13 protein-coding genes are annotated in these 15,390 nt (G+C 46.3%); all 13 read right to left on the minus strand.

All coding sequences use genetic code 11. From position 1 onward, the window contains the following. Nucleotides 1-2 precede the first annotated feature (2 nt). Entirely contained in the window at nucleotides 3-1,283 is a 1,281-nt protein-coding gene (yfmF, locus tag G7035_RS24800) for an EF-P 5-aminopentanol modification-associated protein YfmF (RefSeq protein ID WP_019687010.1), read from the minus strand. A gap of 160 nt (nucleotides 1,284-1,443) precedes the next feature. Then, nucleotides 1,444-2,295, minus strand: coding sequence for a spore cortex-lytic enzyme (gene sleB, locus G7035_RS24805; RefSeq protein ID WP_017427950.1), 852 nt, complete (start codon nucleotides 2,293-2,295; stop codon nucleotides 1,444-1,446). A 225-nt stretch (nucleotides 2,296-2,520) separates the two neighbouring features. After that, nucleotides 2,521-5,202, minus strand: coding sequence for an FtsK/SpoIIIE family DNA translocase (locus G7035_RS24810; RefSeq protein ID WP_019687009.1), 2,682 nt, complete (start codon nucleotides 5,200-5,202; stop codon nucleotides 2,521-2,523). A gap of 103 nt (nucleotides 5,203-5,305) precedes the next feature. Beyond that, nucleotides 5,306-5,518 carry a YlzJ-like family protein gene (locus G7035_RS24815; RefSeq protein WP_019687008.1) on the minus strand — a complete coding sequence of 71 codons (213 nt, stop codon included), beginning with the start codon at nucleotides 5,516-5,518 and terminating at the stop codon, nucleotides 5,306-5,308. Then, nucleotides 5,515-6,363: a ClpP family protease gene (locus G7035_RS24820; RefSeq protein ID WP_017427948.1), complete on the minus strand. Its 849-nt coding sequence runs from the start codon at nucleotides 6,361-6,363 to the stop codon at nucleotides 5,515-5,517. Before G7035_RS24820 ends, G7035_RS24815 begins: the two co-directional genes overlap by 4 nt. Nucleotides 6,364-6,592: 229 nt before the next feature. Further along, entirely contained in the window at nucleotides 6,593-8,272 is a 1,680-nt protein-coding gene (locus G7035_RS24825) for a ribonuclease J (protein WP_013370737.1), read from the minus strand. Nucleotides 8,273-8,617: 345 nt separating this feature from the next. Then, on the minus strand, nucleotides 8,618-9,499 hold the full coding sequence (gene dapA / locus G7035_RS24830; protein WP_016820993.1) for a 4-hydroxy-tetrahydrodipicolinate synthase: 882 nt from the start codon (nucleotides 9,497-9,499) through the stop codon (nucleotides 8,618-8,620). A gap of 41 nt (nucleotides 9,500-9,540) precedes the next feature. Beyond that, entirely contained in the window at nucleotides 9,541-10,758 is a 1,218-nt protein-coding gene (dapG, locus tag G7035_RS24835; protein ID WP_016820992.1) for an aspartate kinase, read from the minus strand. Between the two features lie 36 nt (nucleotides 10,759-10,794). After that, nucleotides 10,795-11,832, minus strand: a complete 1,038-nt coding sequence (locus G7035_RS24840; RefSeq protein WP_019687007.1) for an aspartate-semialdehyde dehydrogenase — start codon at nucleotides 11,830-11,832, stop codon at nucleotides 10,795-10,797. 134 nt (nucleotides 11,833-11,966) lie between these two features. Beyond that, a complete protein-coding gene (locus G7035_RS24845; protein WP_016820990.1) occupies nucleotides 11,967-12,560 on the minus strand; it encodes a dipicolinate synthase subunit B in 594 nt (197 codons plus the stop codon). Next, entirely contained in the window at nucleotides 12,557-13,456 is a 900-nt protein-coding gene (gene dpsA / locus G7035_RS24850; protein ID WP_016820989.1) for a dipicolinate synthase subunit DpsA, read from the minus strand. The genes G7035_RS24845 and dpsA overlap by 4 nt, the downstream gene beginning before the upstream one ends. A gap of 192 nt (nucleotides 13,457-13,648) precedes the next feature. After that, nucleotides 13,649-14,095: a dUTP diphosphatase gene (dut, locus tag G7035_RS24855; protein ID WP_019687006.1), complete on the minus strand. Its 447-nt coding sequence runs from the start codon at nucleotides 14,093-14,095 to the stop codon at nucleotides 13,649-13,651. Continuing rightward, a complete protein-coding gene (locus G7035_RS24860; protein WP_019687005.1) occupies nucleotides 14,079-15,338 on the minus strand; it encodes a M16 family metallopeptidase in 1,260 nt (419 codons plus the stop codon). The genes dut and G7035_RS24860 overlap by 17 nt, the downstream gene beginning before the upstream one ends. Nucleotides 15,339-15,390 lie beyond the last annotated feature (52 nt).

Genomic DNA, 15,390 nt, shown 5'->3' on the forward strand with positions numbered 1-15,390 from the left:
CGCTATTCCCCCTTCTGGTCTCTCAAGAAATAAATAGTGTCCAGTCGGAACGTCCGGGCGGCATCCTGAACATCCTGCACCTTGACTGCCTCCACCTGGCTCAGCAGCTCCTCGACCGTCCGCTCTTTGCCGGAAAGCTGTCTGTTAAAATCATAGGCAATCATCTCAAAAGCGGAGTCCTGCATTTCCTTTAGCAAGTTGCGTATCATTGCCTGCGTTTGGGTCATTTCCAGCTCGGTAATTGCTCCATTTTGTGTATCTTCCAGTTGCTTGCGGATAATAGTAACCGCTTTTTCATAATTAGGAATTTCGATACCGGATTGTATTGTGCCAATGCCTTTATGCCCGTCATAGCGTGACGAAGCATAGTACGCCAAACTCTCCTTCTCCCTCACATTGACAAACAGCTTTGAATGCGGATACCCACCCAGAACGCCATTGTACATTAATGCAGAAGCATAACGTTTATCGCCATACGTAATAGGGGTTCGTAGCCCCATGTTGAGCTTGCCTTGGTTTACATCAAGACGCTCTACTATAGTTTGAACATCACGTTCTACCGATTTGGGCTGTTCAGGTACATATCCCGTTTCCGTCGAGCGGTTTAATTGAAAATAGCGATCCACAAACTTTTCAACTTCTTCCAGCGTGGTATCTCCCACGACGTATAAATCCATGCTGGCATTATTCAGCCAGTCTCCATAAGCCTCATACAAATTTTGTGCATTTATGCTGTCCAGATCTGATCGTTGACCAAGAGGATGCAGACGATAAGGCTCATCTTTGCACATCTCCTCCATACAGCGCTCCCCAGCATAACGTATTTTATCGTTAACTATAGATTCCAGCTTCTTACGAACATTTTCTCGTTCCTGCTGTACATATCCCGTTTGAAATGCACCGTTTTCCAATGCAGGCTTCGTCAGAACCTCTCCAAGGAAAGAAAACGAACGATCCAGCAAACTATCCGGACTGCTTACAAAGTTGTCATTAATTGTATCCATGCGAAATTGCACGATCTGATAATCTCCACGTTTATATACATCGAATCCAAAACCCGCACCATACAATTGTTCTAACTGCTCTCTAAATTGTGTAGTCTGCGGATACGATTCTGTACCCCGTCGCAGAACGAAAGGTACCAGCCCCACACGAGTTACAGTTTCCTCACGTAGCGGAGTACCTACATACAACGATATGGCGAACGTCTTAAAGCGCTTGGTGGGCAGTACATGAATCCTTAGTTGTCTGCGTGTGCCACGCTCGAAACCTGTTTTGTTCAAGTCCAAAACTCCTTTGTGACGTCAATTTGCGTCTAGCCTTTGATTAGCAATAGCTACTGTACATCTTTTTCCTGTAAAGAGGTAAAGTGTACCAATCTTTATTCTAACCATGCAAAAGCCAAGAAGCAACCGGAGACAAGCTCCCGGCTGCTTCGGCTTTTTACATGCAGAAAATATGTTCCCCGATGGTTTTCACCTGCGGACGGCTCCAAATCCATTTGGAGGTAGCTGTTTTAGGGTTAAAATAATATAGACATCCTCCGCTTGGGTCCCAGCCGTTCAGGGCTTGACGTACCGCCTTTTGTGCAGTCTCATTCGGCGTGAGCCAGATTTGGCCGTCTGCTACAGCAGTGAAAGCCCCCGGCTGAAAGATTACCCCAGACGGTGTATTCGGAAAACTTGGCGACTTGACCCTGTTCAAAATAACAGCCGCCACGGCAACTTGTCCTTCAAACGGCTCACCGCGGGATTCACCATAGACCGCATTGGCCATGATTTTAAGATCGTTTTCAGACAGTCCCATGGTGTTGGCTGATCCCATCGTTTCCTCATTTTGATCAGATTTATCGTTTTTGTTCGCTGCCTGTCCCTGATCAGAACCTTGATTATTACGATGCATAGGCGTTTCCGTCGGCTTCCAGTGTGGAGTAGCATTCACCAGCTTTAATTTGGTTTTCGCACCAACCACTCCATCGGGTCTGATACCAAACTCCTTTTGAAAACCCTTTACAGCCTTTAGTGTACTGCTGCCAAAATGGCTGTCCACTTTTCCGCCAAAAAAACCCAGCAGCTTCAATCGTGATTGCAGTTCATATACATCCTGGCCATAAGAGCCAAAATCAACCGCTTCTGAACTGAATGTCGGCTGAACAGGCTGCGCCGCTGTTACTTTCTGCTGCGTGCTTGGCGACTCTACTCGCTGCTGTACAGAGTCGTTTTTAAAAAGTCCTGTGTACGTAATAGCCGAGGCTGCGAGGATACCCGTGCAAATCCAGACCATTGTTTTTTTCATATGCTGCGCTCTACCTTTCTTTTGTGGGATTAACAGGATGGCTACGTTTATTATGACAAGCTCCGCTAGAAGCTATTCACCCTTTTAATCTTCTTTGAGCAGGCAGTTCCACACCTCAAAAAAACATCACAAAAAAACGCTATTTGCGTGCATGGAGTTGTCATATTTAACAACTCATCATGCGTACAAACAGCGTTTAAATGGAATGCTGATAAAAGATAATGCTCAGGAGCTAACTTTATTTTGCTGATATTGTTCCATTGAGATAAGTACCTCACGGGGCTTACTTCCCTCGTAAGGACCGATGACACCGCGGGCTTCCATGGAGTCAATCAGTCGGGCAGCACGTGTATAACCGATCCGCATACGGCGCTGAAGGAGCGAAACGGAAGCTTGTTTAGCCTCCAAAATGATGTTGACAGCCTGATCATACAGCTCATCCAGCATTTCATCCGCATCAGTGGATACCTCTTCCACCTCAGGCACAAGCGTTTCATCATACTGAGCTTCACCCTGTTCACGCACATAGTTAACAATGTTTTCCACTTCCTGATCACTCATAAACGCTCCCTGAACGCGGACTGGTTTGGAAGCCCCCATCGGCATGAACAGCATGTCACCACGTCCGAGCAGTTTCTCAGCACCGCCCATATCCAGTATGGTGCGGGAATCCACCTGCGAAGAAACGCCGAAGGCAATACGTGAAGGAATATTGGCTTTAATAACCCCTGTAATTACATCAACCGAAGGTCTTTGTGTTGCAATAATCAGATGGATGCCTGCTGCACGCGCCATTTGGGCAAGACGCGCAATCGCATCCTCCACATCTCCTGCAGCAACCATCATTAAATCTGCCAGCTCGTCCACAATAACGACAATGTAAGGCAGAAATGCATCCGGGTTATCCTTCATCAAATTGTTGTAGCCCTCAATATTACGGGTGCCTGATTTGGAAAACAACTCATACCTTTTTTCCATTTCAACTACGATTTTCTTCAATGCCAGTGAGGCACGCTTGGGATCAGTCACGACCGGAGCCAATAAATGGGGGATTCCGTTGTACACGTTCAACTCCACCATCTTGGGATCAACCATCAGAAATTTTACCTCATCTGGCTTCGCTTTGTACAAAATACTCGTGATAATCCCATTGATACACACCGATTTACCCGAACCCGTAGCTCCAGCTACAAGCAGATGGGGCATCTTAGCTAAATTACCAACAATCGTTTGTCCTGCAATATCACGGCCAAATGCAATCGACAAATTGGAAACTGATTCCTGGAAAACTGTCGTTTCCATTACCTCACGCATGGTTACGATAGAAACTTCATTATTCGGAACTTCTATTCCTATGGCGGACTTGCCGGGAATAGGTGCCTCCATACGGATATCCTTTGCAGCAAGCGCAAGTGCAATGTCATCCGTCAGACTTACAATCCGGCTAACCTTCACGCCAATGTCCGGTTGGATTTCATAGCGTGTGACGGCTGGGCCACGTACAACCTCCAGCACTTTCGCCCGAACACCGAAGCTTTCCAGCGTGGCCTCCAGCTTGCGTGCTGTTTGCATGTAATCCTTTTGTCCCATACCTTTGCCTGCATTTTGCGGTTTGGCAAGCAAACGGAACGATGGAAGCTTGTACGGCTTAGGCGGTGGTGGAGCTGGAATAGCTACATTGTTCCCTTCAGCTTCTTCGCCTGTCAATCCATTAGCAATCGTCTGAGCCAGTTTCTGGGCTTCTTCTGATGTCCCATGGATCGTTGCCGAATCATTTATATTTATATTCGTATTCGCATCGGCATCCATAAAATTACTATCCAGAGGTTCATCAATGGAATCGTTCCGCACTCCACCTGTCAGGGAGTCTTCAAGTTCAGCCTCTGATCTTTTTTCCTCATTTTTCACTTGTTCGAAGAAGTCCCTAATGATTGGCGATCTTTTTACCGGAATTGAGGCTTCCTGCTCAGCGTGTTCGATTACGTCAGACAGCTCTTCTCCCTGATTGCCATTTCTCCACTGAGGCTGCACGTCACCAGCCTCATATAGAAGATCATGTTCATCTTCATCCGCATGTGCAGTTTGCTCTTCCTTGTCCGCCTTATCTGTATTTTTAAGGCCAAACAACTGAAAGAAAATTGGCTGCTTGCGTGCTGGAGGCTGCATTTCATCAAAATCATCATCCATATCCTCTTCATAGGCAGGAATAGGCTCAGATTTGGGTTTTCTATTTCCACTGCCTTTGCTAGATGCAGAAAGCGGAGTGGCTTTACCAGTCCATTTTTTCCGCACGCTTCCCCCGGCTGTCAGTAGCTTGGTCTTTACAATCCGCACTAAATCCACATAAGACAGCTGGGTCATCAGCATAAAACAAATGACGAACATGACAATCATGATCAGCTTAGCTCCTGTGAGACCAAACAGCCACAACAGAACGGTAAGCTGTAATGCGCCAACGTAGCCCCCGCTAATATCCTTATTCAGCATCGAGGTATGGCCTTGCTGATCAGGCGACAGCAACTGCTCACGCATATCTATATGTATCTGGCTCATCACTCCGCCCGGCTGAAGCGCGTTAATCGGTCCCAAACGCTGCTCCATAGATGAAATAGAACTCATAAGTGTAAAGGCAAATACCAACAACAGCAAACCCGTCTTCCGTGAGTTCCACTGGTTCGGCCACTTGCGGTGAATCATCACCATCAGACCATAATAAATGCCAATCAGGGGAATCACAAAATAAAATTTCCCCAGTACAAGCCCAAACATCTTGGATAGCGACCGACCAACTGCCGCTTCACCCGATAACGCAATGACCGCCAATGTAATCAGCACAATGCCGTAAATTTCATATTTTAAAACTCCGCCAAATATGGCTTTCTTTTTTCTTTTTCTTCTTCTGGACATACAAGGTCACCCCCCAGAAGAATATTATACCACGTCACTCGCTATCCGCACATATGTTCTTTTTCAGCAGCAAATGACCTATTTCTGTACTATTCGACAGCTTCTATGACCACTCAATGATCTGACCTGGTCCATAACGAGGATTGAGGTAGGCATCCAATGGACAGTCCAAGAGCCTTACTATGATCCCCCGACGACTTTCAAGCGGCTGTACCTGCATAAGCAGACCATCTACCCGGACCTCTACAAGCTCCTCTGCCTCCTTCCACATACCTTCCCACACCAATTCCATTGGCATTACAGTATATAGTGTCATTGGGGCAGCTCCTTGCTGTGCTCACTTGAAAGGGTTCCTGTAGGGGTGCCTGTGGCATTGGGCGAAAAAGGTGCATAAGGGGGCTGCTGTGGAGTCCCTGTCATGCCGTTCTGCTGACGGCGTGTCTCAATGATGGTATTCAACTGTTTCAGCGCCTCTCCTATACCACCAACCGCATCCATCAAACCGTATTTTACTGCATCAATTCCTCCGACCGCTGTACCAATGTCGCGGTTTAATTCACCAGTTTTGAACATCAGTTCCTTAAACCGCTCTTCTGTAATGCGAGAATGAGAAACGACGAAGCGGACGACACGCTCCTGCATTTTTTCCATATATTCAAAAGTCTGTGGGACTCCGATGACCAGACCGCTCATACGAATTGGATGAATGGTCATCGTCGCACTCTCGGCAATATAAGAATACGTAGAAGATACAGCAATCGGCACACCGATGCTATGTCCACCTCCTATAACAATGGTCACTGTTGGTTTACTCATCGATGCGATCATTTCTGCAATAGCCAGTCCTGCCTCTACATCACCACCAACTGTATTCAGCAAAATCATTAATCCTTCGATACGTGGGTTTTGCTCTGCCGCTACCAACTGCGGAATAATATGCTCATATTTTGTTGTTTTGTTTTGAGGCGGTAAGATGAGGTGTCCTTCAATCTGACCGATAATCGTCATACAAAAAATATTGGACTCGCTTCCGGGCATGGAGGTTTGACCCAGCTGCTGTAAAGCCTCCATAGCAGGTAAAACGGGTCTTTGTCCAACCTCTGGTTGTTCTGGCGCTTCCGTTTCCTCGTTGCCAGAAGATAAATTGCTGTAATGTTCCATATGGGTGATCTTCCTTTCGCTATACGGATCTATGTGCCCCGTCTTCACCCTATAGTATGGGATGGAAATGGAATATTTTATACCCACCTCCATGCCTTTCCTCGACCCTAAAATCAAAAAAAGCCTCTCTTCCCGCGGAAACCGTCCAATATTTCCTGCGGGAAGAGAGGCGACTGTGTGCCTGTGACTTAAGTTTTTAATTCAAGTTTTTGAACATATTTCAATCGAATCACACTTCCATTATAATTGGCAGAATCATCGGTCTGCGACGAGTTTGCTCATACAAGAAGCGACCCAGTGCATCCTTGACATTTGTCTTCAGGGAAGCCCATTCATTTACATTTTCACTCATGAGCTTATGCAGTGTACTTGAAACAATACGATTTGCTTCATCTAGCAAACCTTCTGATTCACGAACATACACGAAACCACGGGAAATGATATCTGGGCCTGACTTAATCGTGCCATCTTGCTTGCTCAGTGTGACAACCACTACCAAAATACCGTCCTGTGACAACAATTTGCGGTCGCGCAACACGATATTTCCTACATCTCCTACACCTAGTCCATCGATCAGTACGTTACCTGCTGTAACTTTACCCGCTCTGCGTGCTCCGCCATTCTGAATTTCAATGACTTCACCGATATCCGTGATAAAGATATTTTCAGGCTCGATACCTACTCCTTCGGCAAGAAGAGCGTGACGACGTTGCATTCTGAACTCACCGTGAATTGGCAAGAAGAATTTTGGCTTCATCAGATTCAGCATCAGCTTGAGTTCTTCCTGGCTGCCGTGTCCAGAAACGTGGATACCAGGATTAGCTGCGCTGTAGTATACATTGGCACCCAGACGGAACAGCTCATCAATAGTGCGTCCAACATATTTTTCATTACCTGGTACCGGAGTAGCTGCGATGATCACTGAGTCCCCTGGAAGAATATCTACCTTACGATGCGTAGAACGAGCCATTCTTGTCAAAGCGGACATCGGTTCACCTTGACTACCTGTGCAGAGAATAACTACGCGATCCGCTGACATTTTGCCCACTTCTTCAGGCTCAATCAGCATTCCATCTGGAATTTCCAAGTAGCCCAAATCAGAAGCAATACCTACGACATTAACCATGCTGCGACCAATCACCGTTACTTTGCGTCCGGTTGCCTCAGCAGCATTAATGACCTGCTGAATGCGATGTACGTTCGAAGCAAAAGTGGCTACGACCACACGCTGTCTCGACTTGCGGAAAATATCTTCCAACACAATGCCAACGCTCTTTTCCGAAGGTGTAAAGCCCGGTTTTTCGGCATTGGTACTGTCTGACAATAAAGCCAATACGCCACGTGTGCCAATCTCAGCCATACGCTGCAAATCTGCATATTGTCCGTTCACCGGAGTATGATCAAATTTGAAGTCTCCTGTATGAACAACAGCGCCTTCAGGAGTATCAATGCAAACACCTACTGAATCAGGAATACTATGGTTGGTTTTGAAGAATGTTACTTTCAATGTGGAGCCCAGTTTGATTTCGGAATCAGCATTGATCAAAATACGTTTGGTTTCACCAAGCAGATTCGCTTCCTTCAGCTTGTTTTCCACCAGTCCCAGCGTCAATTTGGTACCATATACAGGTACATTCAAATGTTTCAGCACGTAAGGCAAACCGCCAATATGGTCCTCGTGACCATGAGTCAGCACAATGCCTCTTACTTTGTCGCGGTTCTCTGTAAGGTAGGAAATATCAGGAATAACGATATCGATGCCAAGCATGTCCTCTTCCGGAAATTTCAGACCGGAATCCACCACGACAATGTCATTGCCGTATTGAACGACATACATATTTTTCCCGATTTCACCGACGCCGCCCAAAGCGAAAATCATCAATTTATCGTTGTTTGTTTTTTTAGACAAATGAATCTAAACCTCCTATGGTAGTTGGACGTCGTACCTTGATTTGTTATTTAATTTTCAAAAAAATACCGCACCCAGTCACTTGACCCCATTATACATGATTAAAATACGAAAAAACAAGTCATCCTGTTCGTTACGCTAGGTTTCCCATTGCCTTCCCAAACCATAAGTAAGTGTCATTTTATCTACATACCTGATTAACAGCATAGCAAAAAGGACGTTCTATAAGAACGCCCTTCATGCCAGAGGACCTTGTCAGACAATAACCGAGTCGGTGTTGCACCTACCGACTGCCCTTAACAAGGGTACTCCTTATATTTGTAAACATCTTACAGCTATTTCTTTTTAGCGGGTAAATAAATTCTTAATAAACTTCGCTTCATCTTCGGTAGGAGGAATAAGCGGCAACCGAACTGAACCTACCTTAATCCCTCGTAATTCTAATGCATACTTTACAGCCACCGGATTAGGTAGAGGATGAGGACAGCCGAACATGCCCTTAAAAATTGGGAACAACTGCTGATGCAGTTTGGCTGCCTCCTGCGCGCGTCCCCCTACAAATGAATCCAACATCCGCTTCATTTCTGCACCTACCACGTGGCTCGCTACGCTGATAATGCCATAAGCACCTACAGCCATGGCTGGCAGTCCGGATGCATCATCCCCGGAATAAACCAGAAAGCCTTCTGGTGCTGACGCTGCAATCTGTGTGACCTGTGCAAGTGATGCACATTCTTTGGTTCCTACAATGTTCGGAATTTGTGCAAGTCGCAGTGTCGTTTCAGCTGTTAGGCTGGCTCCGGTACGGCTTGGAACATTATACAGTATAGCTGGAAGGGATGTGGAGTTTGCAATACTTTTGAAATGCTGATACATCCCTTCCTGATTCGGTTTATTATAATATGGCACTACCAGCAGCACACCGTCTGCTCCCGCCTGCTCCGCAGCACGGGTGAGATGGATGGAATGACGTGTATTATTGCTTCCCGTCCCGGCAATAATTTTACATCGCCCAGCTGCTTTTTCTACAACAAATGCAAACAACTTAATTTTTTCATCATCGCTCAGGGTAGGAGACTCCCCTGTTGTTCCAGATACAACAAGTGACTCTGAATGCTGTTCTTCTATTAAGTAATCAATCAACGAGGACAATGCAGTCCAGTCAATCTCTCCTTGCTGATCAAAAGGTGTCACCATTGCGGTAATCAATCTGCCGAAGTTCACCATGCTGCCTCCTTTTTTTGCAAGTCCGAGCACGGACAATGCGCCTATTGATGGAGTTCAAATTTATTATGCAATGCGCGTACAGCCTGCACCATATCTTCCTTTTTAACAAGTACCCAGATCGTGGTGTTGGAATCTGCCGATTGAAGGATCTGTACGTCTGATTCTGTCAATGCCTCCACAATTGTCGCCATAATACCTGGTACCCCGTTGATACCACCGCCTATGACCGAAACTTTAGCACATCCGGCCAGTATCTTAGGCTCTAGTCCTAAACCGTTAAGTACTTCAACCGCTTTGCTTCCATCATTATCAAATACGGTATAAACCGCCCCTGATGGAGTTACGTTAATAAAATCAACGCTGATTCCATGTTCAGCCATAGATTTGAACACTTGTAATTGCAAGTGCTCCAAACCTGACTTTAATTCAACAGTAATTTGAGTAACATTGCCGACATACGCAATACCGGTCACGAAACGGTCTACGATATCTGCCTGCACGTCTTTAAAGCCTTCTGGGTGGGTAACCAACGTCCCCTCTCCTTCGGAGAAGGTTGAGCGAACCCGTACCGGAATATTCGCCTGCATGGCGATTTCAACAGCACGAGGATGGATCACCTTGGCTCCCTGATGAGCCATATTACAAATTTCTGTATAGCTAACATGTGCAAGCGGCTTCGCATTTTCCACAATACGCGGATCAGCGGTTAATATACCATTCACATCTGTATAAATATCCACCATATCTGCATGTAGAGCAGCCCCCAGCGCCGTAGCTGACGTATCGCTGCCTCCCCGACCAAGGGTAGTCATATCACCATCAGCAGTTTGTCCCTGAAAACCTGTCACAATGACAACTCTGCCTTGGTTCAGCTCTTCCACAATCCGGTCTGGCTTGATATCCAAAATGCGAGCATTGCCATATTGATCATCCGTAATAAAGCCTGCCTGTGCTCCAGTTAGCACCGTAGCAGGAATACCTTCCTTCTCCATCAGGCTGCATAACGTAGCGGCAGAAATGATTTCACCACAGCACAGCAGTAAATCCCGCTCGCGCTTAGGAAGACTGTCACCGTTAGAAGCCGCCCAATCCAGCAGCGTGTCCGTTGCATAGGGCTCTCCTTTTCTCCCCATGGCCGACACAACAACAACCAATCGAAGATTTTGCTCCAGCTCCCGCTTCACATGTGCCAGCACAAGTTGACGCGCTTCAGGTGTGGACAGCGAGGTTCCCCCAAATTTTTGCACCAAAATACCCATTATTTTTCCCCCATATTACTCCCTGCTTTAGGAACGTTACTCCGCCTTTGCAGCAATAATTTCCGCGATTTGCACCGCGTTCCATGCCGCTCCCTTGAGCAGATTGTCGGATACGACCCACAAATTCAATCCACGGCTATTGCCCAAATCACGACGTACACGCCCTACGAATACGTCAGGTTTTCCTGCAGCTTCGGATGCCAACGGATAAAGCTGGGCAGTAGGATCGTCTACCAGCGACACTCCAGGTGCGGAAGCCAGCAGATTACGAACTTCTTCTAGATCATAATCATTTTTAAGCTCTACATAGACAGATTCCGAGTGACCATATACAACAGGAATACGAACGCACGTTGCCGTTACGTCTACAGAATCGTCACCTAGTATTTTTTTCGTTTCGCGTACCATTTTCATTTCTTCCAGTGTATAACCATTATCCTGGAATTTATCAATTTGCGGAATAGCATTGAAAGCAATCTGATGCTTTACTGGCAACGAACCTACCGGCAGCAGATCTGGCTGAACTTCATCACCGTTAAGAATGGCTGCGCTTTGACGATTCAATTCATCAATAGCACGGCTTCCAGCGCCGGAAACGGCCTGGTACGTGGATACTATGATACGAGAAATGCCATACTGATCATATAATGGTTTCAAAGCAGCTACCATCTGAATGGTGGAGCAGTTCGGGTTCGCGATAATTCCCTGATGCTCGGCAATTTTGTCGCTGTTCACCTCAGGTACTACAAGAGGAGCTGTCGGTTCCATTCGGAATGCGTTGGTGTTGTCAATGCAAACTGCCCCATGACGAACAGCATGCGGCGCCAGTTCCTTACTCACGTCTCCGCCTGCACTAAACAAAGCAATGTCGATTCCTTCAAAGCTGTCGGGGGTAGCAATCTCTACTGGAATCTGCTGACCTTTAAAGCTAATTAACGTGCCGGCAGAACGAGGCGAAGAAAGAAATTTGATTTTGTCCACAGGAAAATCGCGTTTTTCCAGCAGATTTACGATCTGTTCCCCTACAGCGCCTGTCGCTCCAACGACAGCTACATTAAACTTTCTATTGCTCATCTGGTGTATCTCCCCTTCTCGACTAAAAAACCATTTTTTATTCTGAAAGCATCCACCGCCAACAAGAAATTAGACCCGATGGATTATCGAATCATCTTCTAGGCGAGGGATGCTCAGCAGTTAATTATAGTACTTCATGGGGTCTTGCGTTCCACAATCATCGGCTGAATCTGCCTGCCCTGCAATGCTTCATAGGCAGCCTCCGGAATCAATTCCATATTGGCTACAAGCGAGTTCGGCTTTTTAACTGGATTATCCTGTCCGAACGGCACAAAAAAGATGTTCTTGGCTACTAGTAACTTGGCGATATTGGCAGCATTTAGACCAAGTCCATCATTAGTAGATATGGCTAAAAGAAGTGGACGGCCGTTGCGTAATTGCGCCTTGGCAGCCATCAAAACCGGACTGTCCGTCATCGCATTTGCTAACTTGCTCATCGAATTCCCCGTCAAAGGTGCAATCACCAGCACATCGAGCATTTGGGAGGGTCCCAGTGGCTCAGCCTCCACAATTGTAGAAATGATATCATTCCCTGTTATATCTTTCAACTGTTTTTGCCAACTTTGCGAAGTACCGAAGCGAGTATCCGTTGTTAGTACGGTATTGGATATAATGGGAACGACCTTCGCACCCTCATCAACAAAGCGCTGTATAACAGGCATTACCTCTTCAAATGTGCAATGTGAGCCTGTAATAGCATAACCTACCGTTTTCCCTTGCCAACTCATTGTGCATCCCCCCGATCAGGATTATCTTCCATTAACAACTGCACCAGCGTATTCGCTATAATGGTACCAGCAGTTTTGGGAGCAACAATACCGGGAAGACCGGGGGCAAGCATAGCCGTAATTCCACGCTTTTCCGCATACCGGAAATCACAACCGCCTGGGGCGGAAGCAAGATCTATAATCACGGTACTCAGTGGCAATTTAGACAGAATTTGCGCTGTGATAATCATAGAGGGTATCGTATTAAAAATCAAGTCAACTCCCTTTGTCTCATTCGCTAAATCCCTTGTCATAAAAGGCTTCCAACCCATCTCCACGGCTCTCGCTGCATCCTCCGCCCGCCGTACTCCAACTTTCACTTTGGCTCCCAACCCCTGTAGTGCCCTTGCCATGGTAAATCCAGTCCGTCCCATGCCTAGAACCATACAATCTGCACCATGGATCGTAAAATCAGTATGCTGAATTGCCATCATCAGTGCGCCTTCAGCCGTAGGTATAGAATTGTATATGGCCACATCATCTCTCTCCAGCAGCTCAACCAGCTTCAATTCATGCCTGGTACAAATTTCTTTTAAGTACGCTCGCGCCATCCCTGTATATACAACGCAATGCGGTGGAAGAGCAGCAGCATGCTCATTCAGAAACTGGAGCTTTTGTGCTCCGAAAAGTGCATTCACGTTGCCTTCCTCATCGCATCCCACCACTGGCAGAATCAGTGCATCTGACGATTCCAGCAGCTTGACAGACAATGGCTCTAATGTGACTCCTTTGAGTGGTACTTCGAGCTTGTCAAAGCCGACCACAGTGACAGTAGCATCCATGTCGACACATTTGCGGATTACCTCAAGCTGCCTCGCATCGCCACCCAAAACAACGATGCGCATTCCTGTTAGCATCCGGATCACTCCTTTCCGAGACACGATATGCTTTTATTCTATGCAGATGCCCGGGAAGGGGTGAAAAAACACAAAAAAAGCCGCCCCTCTACGGAACGACTTTTATGTGTATGCTTACTCTTAAGCGAGTAATATTGAAGCTTCCTACAAAATGGACAATTGTATTACACTGCATGCAAGTGAACCGTAGACTCAGCGTCCTGTATGACCAAAGCCTCCAGCACCGCGTACAGTTTCAGACAAATGGTCTACTTGTTTTAACTTCACCTCAGGCACAACCTGAAATACCATTTGTGCAATTCGCTCATTGCGCGTAATGGTGAACGGTTCCTCGCCTAAATTGATAAGAAGCACCTTAATCTCTCCACGATAATCTGCATCAATCGTTCCAGGCGTGTTAAGACAAGTAATACCATGCTTGAGAGCCAGTCCACTACGCGGACGGATTTGTGCCTCTAATCCTGCTGGCATAGCTATTGCAAATCCAGTTGGAATGAGACAACGTTTGCCAGGTTCCAGAACCAAATCCTCCTGTACTGCTGCATACAAGTCAAATCCCGATGCAAGCTCTGACATTTTGCGGGGGAGCTCAATATCTTCATTGCCCCCGAGTCTGTTAATTTCAACGTAAGTTAACAAAATAGTCCCTCCTCATATCCTTAACCGCTGAATCGCTCGCTCCGACCATTGACAGAGCAAACGGCTCCGAAAACATCCGATCCAGCACTTTGTTCACATCATCAGCCGTCACTTGTTCGATGTGTTCGATCATTTGATCCAGCGTATAATGCTGACCCAACATTAACTCATTTTTTCCAAGACGGTTCATCCGGCTACCCGTACTCTCAAGGCTTAAGATCAGACTTCCTTTTAGCTGCTCCTTGCCTTTACGAAGCTCATTATCGTCCAAACTATAGATAGCCACATCTCGTAACAGCTCCAGCGTCAAATCGAGCACATCCTTTGTTTGCTTAGGAGCGGTACCTGCATAGATTGTGAACATTCCACTATCGGCATGGGAGCTATGATAGGAATAGACCGAATAAGCCAGTCCGCGTTTTTCACGAATTTCCTGAAATAAACGTGAGCTCATGCCCCCGCCGATAGCGTTATTCAGCAAAACCATAGCATACTGGAGATCGTCGCCTATTGCAAATCCAGGCAGAGATAGACAAATATGATTCTGCTCCGTTGCTTTCTCATGGTACAAGAGCTGACCGTTAAACGCAGGTACTGTCAGTGGCGAAACGGTTCCGTGATTATCGAAATGCCCAAAATGTTGCTCCAGCAATTCTACAAGACGATCGTCAACATTACCAGCTACACTGATAACTGTAGTGTCGATTGTATAGTGCTCCTTCATATAATGGCTGAGATGTGAGCTATCCATAGCTAGCAGGTGATCTTCGGTTCCGAGAATCGGATAAGCCAGTGGGTGTTCGCCATAGGCCGCCCGAGATACAAGATCGTGCACCATATCATCCGGTGTGTCCTCGTACATGGAGATTTCCTCCAAAATCACATTTTTCTCTCTTGCGAGCTCTTCCTGATCCAATTTGGAATTAAAGAACATATCAGACAGTACATCGACTGCGATCGGTAGATGCTCATCTAGCACTTTCGCATAATAGCACGTATATTCCTTCGAAGTGAAAGCATTAACATTTCCTCCGATGGCATCGAATTGCTCAGCGATTTCCTTAGCACTAAAACGCTCTGTTCCTTTGAAAAGCATGTGTTCAATAAAATGAGAAATACCGCTATTGTCCGGTGTTTCGTTCCGGGAACCGGTTTTAACCCAGATGCCGAAAGAAACAGAACGCACGGTTGGAATTTTTTCGATGACCACTCTTAGGCCGTTTTTGAGTTGAATTCTTTCCACGCTTGGCCCTCCTAAACTGAATTGCATACTTTGCCATAATGTTCAATCCTAA

This window comes from Paenibacillus polymyxa, assembly GCF_015710975.1.
Taxonomy (GTDB): domain Bacteria; phylum Bacillota; class Bacilli; order Paenibacillales; family Paenibacillaceae; genus Paenibacillus; species Paenibacillus polymyxa.

Bases quoted from the DNA above. Each gene is read 5' to 3' on its own strand.
- sleB (WP_017427950.1), bottom strand. From the start codon at position 2,295: ATGAAAAAAACAATGGTCTGGATTTGCACGGGTATCCTCGCAGCCTCG.
- dapG (WP_016820992.1), bottom strand. From the start codon at position 10,758: ATGGGTATTTTGGTGCAAAAATTTGGGGGAACCTCGCTGTCCACACCT.
- dapA (WP_016820993.1), bottom strand. From the start codon at position 9,499: ATGGTGAACTTCGGCAGATTGATTACCGCAATGGTGACACCTTTTGAT.
- G7035_RS24815 (WP_019687008.1), bottom strand. From the start codon at position 5,518: ATGACACTATATACTGTAATGCCAATGGAATTGGTGTGGGAAGGTATG.
- G7035_RS24845 (WP_016820990.1), bottom strand. From the start codon at position 12,560: ATGAGTTGGCAAGGGAAAACGGTAGGTTATGCTATTACAGGCTCACAT.
- G7035_RS24840 (WP_019687007.1), bottom strand. From the start codon at position 11,832: ATGAGCAATAGAAAGTTTAATGTAGCTGTCGTTGGAGCGACAGGCGCT.
- G7035_RS24810 (WP_019687009.1), bottom strand. From the start codon at position 5,202: ATGTCCAGAAGAAGAAAAAGAAAAAAGAAAGCCATATTTGGCGGAGTT.
- G7035_RS24820 (WP_017427948.1), bottom strand. From the start codon at position 6,363: ATGGAACATTACAGCAATTTATCTTCTGGCAACGAGGAAACGGAAGCG.
- dpsA (WP_016820989.1), bottom strand. From the start codon at position 13,456: ATGCTAACAGGAATGCGCATCGTTGTTTTGGGTGGCGATGCGAGGCAG.